At 66.1% G+C, this 5,204-nt stretch carries 5 protein-coding genes; 4 read left to right on the plus strand and 1 reads right to left on the minus strand.

Annotated elements, in window-relative coordinates:
• The 3 genes from AC1D12_RS24125 to AC1D12_RS24135 all read left to right on the plus strand — a co-directional run.
• A partial coding sequence (locus tag AC1D12_RS24125; protein WP_477843343.1) for an endo-1,4-beta-xylanase occupies nucleotides 1–741 on the plus strand: 741 nt, incomplete at its 5' end.
• Nucleotides 742–769: 28 nt separating this feature from the next.
• On the plus strand, nucleotides 770–2,305 hold the full coding sequence (locus AC1D12_RS24130; protein WP_477826442.1) for a non-reducing end alpha-L-arabinofuranosidase family hydrolase: 1,536 nt from the start codon (nucleotides 770–772) through the stop codon (nucleotides 2,303–2,305).
• A gap of 177 nt (nucleotides 2,306–2,482) precedes the next feature.
• Nucleotides 2,483–3,031, plus strand: a complete 549-nt coding sequence (locus AC1D12_RS24135) for a hypothetical protein (RefSeq protein WP_477826441.1) — start codon at nucleotides 2,483–2,485, stop codon at nucleotides 3,029–3,031.
• Between the two features lie 50 nt (nucleotides 3,032–3,081).
• Here the strand turns inward: AC1D12_RS24135 and AC1D12_RS24140 are convergent, their stop codons facing one another.
• Complete coding sequence (locus AC1D12_RS24140) at nucleotides 3,082–4,119, minus strand: substrate-binding domain-containing protein (RefSeq protein ID WP_477843347.1); 1,038 nt, start codon at nucleotides 4,117–4,119, stop codon at nucleotides 3,082–3,084.
• Between the two features lie 350 nt (nucleotides 4,120–4,469).
• On the opposite strand from AC1D12_RS24140, the gene AC1D12_RS24145 reads away from it, so the two are divergent.
• Nucleotides 4,470–5,204 (plus strand): glycoside hydrolase family 5 protein (locus AC1D12_RS24145; RefSeq protein ID WP_477843345.1); only part of this gene is annotated, 735 nt, incomplete at its 3' end.

A 5,204-nucleotide genomic window follows, 5' to 3' on the forward strand; every position in this document is an offset into this window, starting at 1 on the left:
GAGCTGAACCGCTACAAGGGTATCGTCAACATCCTGAAGTCGCGCGGGTTGATCGACGGCGTGGGCATCCAGTCGCACTACTTCAGCCTGGACGACGTGCCGGCTGCCGTGATCGCGCAAAGCCTGGAGTCGCTGGCCCAGACCGGCCTGCCGATCTACGTGTCCGAGCTGGACATGACCGGTGACGACGCCACGCAGCTGGCGCGCTATCAACAGAAGTTCCCGATCTTCTGGACGCACCCGGCCGTCGCGGGCGTCACGCTGTGGGGCTACAACGAAGGCCAGACCTGGGTGGCCAACTCCCACCTCGTGCGCCGCGACGGCAGCGCGCGCCCCGCGCTGACCTGGCTCGCCAACTACGTGCGCAGCAACAACCCCGGCAACCCCGGCGGCGGCGGCACGACCGGCAAGACCATCGTCGTGCGCGCACGCGGAACCTCGGGCCAGGAGCGCGTGACCTTGCGCGTCGGCGGCACCGCGGTGCAGAGCTGGACGCTCGGCACCGCGATGACCAACTACACCTTCACGACCAGCCTGTCGGGCGGCAGCACCGTCGAGTTCACCAATGACGCCGGCGGCCGCGACGTCCAGATCGACTACCTGAGCGTGAACGGCAGCGTGCGGCAGGCCGAGAACCAGACCTACAACACCGGCGTGTACCAGAACGGCCGGTGCGGCGGCGGCAGCGGTCGCAGCGAATGGCTGCACTGCAACGGTGCGATCGGATTCGGTGACCTGTGAGCCCCCTCTCATCTGAAGGAGAACTGTCATGAAGAACACGATGAAGCTTCGCAAGACGCTGTCGACGCTGGCGGCCTTCGTGCTGTCGGCGGGCGCCCTGGTGGCCACCGCCCCGGCGCTGGCCGCCGTCACGGTCGACGCCAACACCTGGTACGTCGTCGTCAACGCCAACAGCGGCAAGGCGCTCGACCTCTACAACTGGGGGACCGGCGACGGTGCCGAGTTCCGCCAGTGGAGCCGGCACGACGGCACCAACCAGCAGTTCCAGCTGGTCCCTTCCGGCAACGGCTACTACCGGCTGAAGAACAAGCACTCGGGCAAGGTCGTCGACGTGTGGAACTTCTCGACGGCCGACGGGGCCGCCGTCAACCAGTACACCGACCACGACGGCACCAACCAGCAGTGGCAGCTGGTCGGCGCCGACAACAACGCGGTGCGCTTCATCAACCGCAACTCGGGCAAGGTGCTCGAAGTCGCCGGCGCGTCCACCGCCGACGGTGGCGACGTCACCCAGTACACCGACTACAGCGGCCGCAACCAGACCTGGGCGCTCGTGCCGGTCGGCGCCACCACGCCGCCGCCCGGCGGTGGAGGCGGCAACGTGGCGCTGCCGTCCAGCTTCCGCTGGACCTCGAGCGCGGCGCTGATGGTGGCCAAGCCCGCCGCGCAGTTCCCGGAAGTGGCGATCAAGGACCCGTCGGTCGTGTTCTACAACGGCCTCTGGCACGTGTTCTCGACCCAGGCCAAGGGCAACGGGTGGGGCCTGGAGTACCGCTCCTTCACGGACTGGTCGAACGCCGGGGCGGCGACGCCCTACTTCCTCGACTCCACCGCCATCGGCGGCGGGTACCGGGCTGCACCGTTCGTGTTCTTCCATGCGCCTTCGCGGCTGTGGTACCTGGTGTTCCAGAACGGCAACGCCGCCTACTCGACCAACCCCGACATCGGCAACCCGGGCGGGTGGAGCGCGCTGAAGACCTTCTACAGCAGCGTGCCGCCGATCGTTCAGCAGAACACCGGCAACGGTGGCGGCAACTGGCTGGACTTCGCGGTGGCCTGCGACGCGGCCAACTGCCACCTGTTCTCCGCCGGCGACAACGGGCAGATCTACCGCTCGCAGACCACGCTCGCGAACTTCCCGAACGGCTTCGGCAACACGGTGATCGCGCTGCAGGACGCCGATCGCAACAAGGTCTTCGAAGCACCGCAGGTGTACAAGGTGCGCGAGACCGGGCAGTACCTGCTCATCGTCGAGGCCATCGGCAGCAGCGGGCGGTACTTCCGCTCGTGGACTTCGAGCAGCCTGGGCGGAACCTGGACGCCGCTGGCCGCGACCGAGTCCAGCCCGTTCGCCGGCGACGCCAACGTGAGCTTCCCGACCGGCAAGTGGAGCCAGGGCATCAGCCACGGAGAGATTCTGCGCACCGGGTATGACCAGAACGTCGAGGTCAGCGCCTGCAACATGCACTTCCTCTACCAGGGGCTGGCGCCTGGCGCGAGCGGCGACTACGGCAGGCTGCCGTACAAGCTCGGCGTGCTCACGCAGACCAACTCGCCCTGCTGAGCCGTCCCGCGCAACCCCGTGAAATGCTCACGGGGTGTCATGCCGTTGAACCATTGATCATGGCTCGATCATGCATTCGATCCGAAGGCTGCCCACACTGTCGAGGTGATGACAACGGCGGGTGTGCGATCGATGGTTCCACTTCAGTTTCGGTTGCTGCTGGCACCGTTTCACTTCATGGCGCGCATCCTCTTCAGCGACTTGAAACTGGAGCGCGAGGGGCGGGACTTTCACATCCGCATCGCCACGCCCGAGCCCGGACCGCAGGCGCTGAGCGAAGCGGCCATCGCCGAAGCGGCGCCGTTGCGGGCCGCGCTGAAGAAGTTGCTCGATTCGCATCCCCAGGCCCGCAAGGTGCTGCGCCACCTCCGGTACGTCGAGCGTGCGCTGGCCACCCAGGGCCTGGCCGCGCTGGCGACGATGCCTGTCGACGTGCTGAAGATGGCGCTGAGGCAGCTGGATTCGATCGTCTCCAACTGGTCGAACCGTCACCTCGCGGATCTGCGTTCGAAGATGGCCGTCGCCGTGCTGGAACATCCGGAAGATTCGGACGATTCGCTCTACGGTGCGAACGGTGATCGGCTGTCCGACTTCGTGACGGAATCCCGGCTGATGGTCGGAGATGCTTCGCACTCGGTGTTCATGGAGCTTGAACGGCAATACGAAGCCTTGCTTCCGCCGGAGGCGATCCGTGCCTCGCTCAATGCGACAAGGGCTGCACCATGAGGGCGTCGCATGTCGAATGACAGGGGCGCGCCGCACCGACCCACCCAGGGTCATCCAGCCGGGTGAGGCGGTGGTGCGGTGCTGCCCCGCACCACCAGCTGCAGATCCAGCGACCCGATCGGCGCGTCGTTCAGCTGTTTCACGCCCAGCAACCGAAGCAATTCCCTGGCGGCGGTGCAGCCCATCTCATAGATGGGTTGCCGGACCGTGGTGGTCGGCGGCACCGAATACGCGGACGGAGGAAAGCCGTCGAACCCCACCAGCGAGACCTGCCCCGGCACCTCGATGCCTCGATTGAACAGGACCAGCCGCGCGCCGTTCAAGCTCGGGTCATTCGCCGCGAAGACCGCCGTCAACCCGATGCCGGAATCCAGCAGGGCCTGCATCGCCTGCATGCCACCCAATTCGGAAAAATCACCGCGCACGATGAGGCGCTGATCCACCGAGAGACCGGCCTCGCGGTGCGCATCCATGTAGCCCTGCATGCGGGCAATCGCATCGGGCTGGTATTCGATCCCCGCGATGTGCGCGATTCGCCGATGCCCCAACTCGATCAGGTGACGGGTTGCCATGTAGCCGCCCCGGCGCTGGTCGACATCGAGTGAGCTCAGGCGGGGGCCGTGGCATTCGCGGCCGATGACGACGATGGGCTGCTGCTCGGAGAGATCCAGCAGTTGCTCGTTGCTGAGCCGTCCACCGATGACCACGATGCCGTCGATCTTGCGCGACATCAGCAGGCGCACGCGATCCGCTTCGTCACCGTCGCGACCCCAGTGGCCCGAGACCAGGATGGGGGTGTAGCCGCTGCTCCTCAGTTCGTCTTCGACGCCCGTGGCTGCACGCGAGGTATAGGGGTTGTCGAAATCCTGCGTCAGCACGCCGATGGTCATGCTCACCCCGCTGCGCAGGCTTTTCGCGACCAGGTTCGGCTTGAAGCGCAGCTTCTTGATCGCGGCTTCGACGGCGTCGCGCCGCGGCGAGTCGACGTGCCCGTTCAGGATGCGCGACACGGTGCTGGCTGAAACACCCGCCAACCGAGCGACGTCCTGCAGGGTCGCACTCTGCTCCGATGCGCCTCGGCTCGCCAGCTCGTCGCGCCTTCCTTTTCCAGGGCTGGTCATTGAATGCTTGCCCGAAAGGGCCCTCCTTGTCGGTTTCTGGAAACGATTGCACCGGGCGCATCCCGGCAAGGCGCTGCGTCCATGCCGACTGCCCAGTAATTCACGGTATTCCGATGATACGGGACGGATCGATTGACACAACCAGTAACTTCGTTGCAACATCCCGTCAACGTGCAATCGATTGCACGTCATTTCAAACCCCATGACCGGAAGTTGAACGAATGATGAAGACGGAAGTAAGCTCTATTCGTGGCACCTCTGAAAGGACCGCTCCAAGTTTTACTTCCCCCTCTTTGCAATCGATTGCACGACTCGCTTTGACCGCGGCCCTGCTCTGCGCGGGGCTGGCGGCTYGCGGTGGCGCCGGCGGCGCGACGGCGTCCGACACGGCAACGCTGGCCGACTTTCCGGCCGCGGCCGCGGGCAACCCTCCCGGCGCCTCGGCGCGAGCCAGCGCCGCTGCGGCAGCACTCGGTCGCGGGGTGAACTTCGGCAACATGCTCGAGCCGCCGAGAGAAGGCGACTGGGGCCTGACCGTGGAGCAACGCTTCATCGATCTGCTCGATGGCGGCAGCTTCGACAGCGTTCGGCTGCCTGTCCGGTGGAGCAACCACGCCTCGGCCGATGCTGCGGCGGTGATCGACCCGGCCTTCTTCGCACGCGTGGACAGCGTGGTCGACCGCCTGCTGGACAAAGGCGTCCACGTGCTGCTCGACATGCACCACTATCGCCAGCTGGACGGCGACGTGCTGGACGCCAATGAGCGCTCGGTGGACCCCGCCGTGGTGGAAGTGCGCTTCCTCGCGATGTGGCGGCAGATCGCGGCTCGCTACAAGAATCGCAGCGACCGGTTGATCCTGGAGGTCTACAACGAGCCGCACGGCAACCTGACCGATCGCTGGAACGACCTGATGGCGCGGGCGGTCGGCGTGATTCGCCGCGACAACCCGCAACGCCTGATCGTCGTCGGCCCGACCAGTTGGAACAGCGCGGCCGACCTGCCCAGGCTCGTGCTGCCCAACGACGCCAACCTGATCCTCACGGTCCACAAC

Source organism: Rhizobacter sp. P1_G5, from assembly GCF_056405435.1.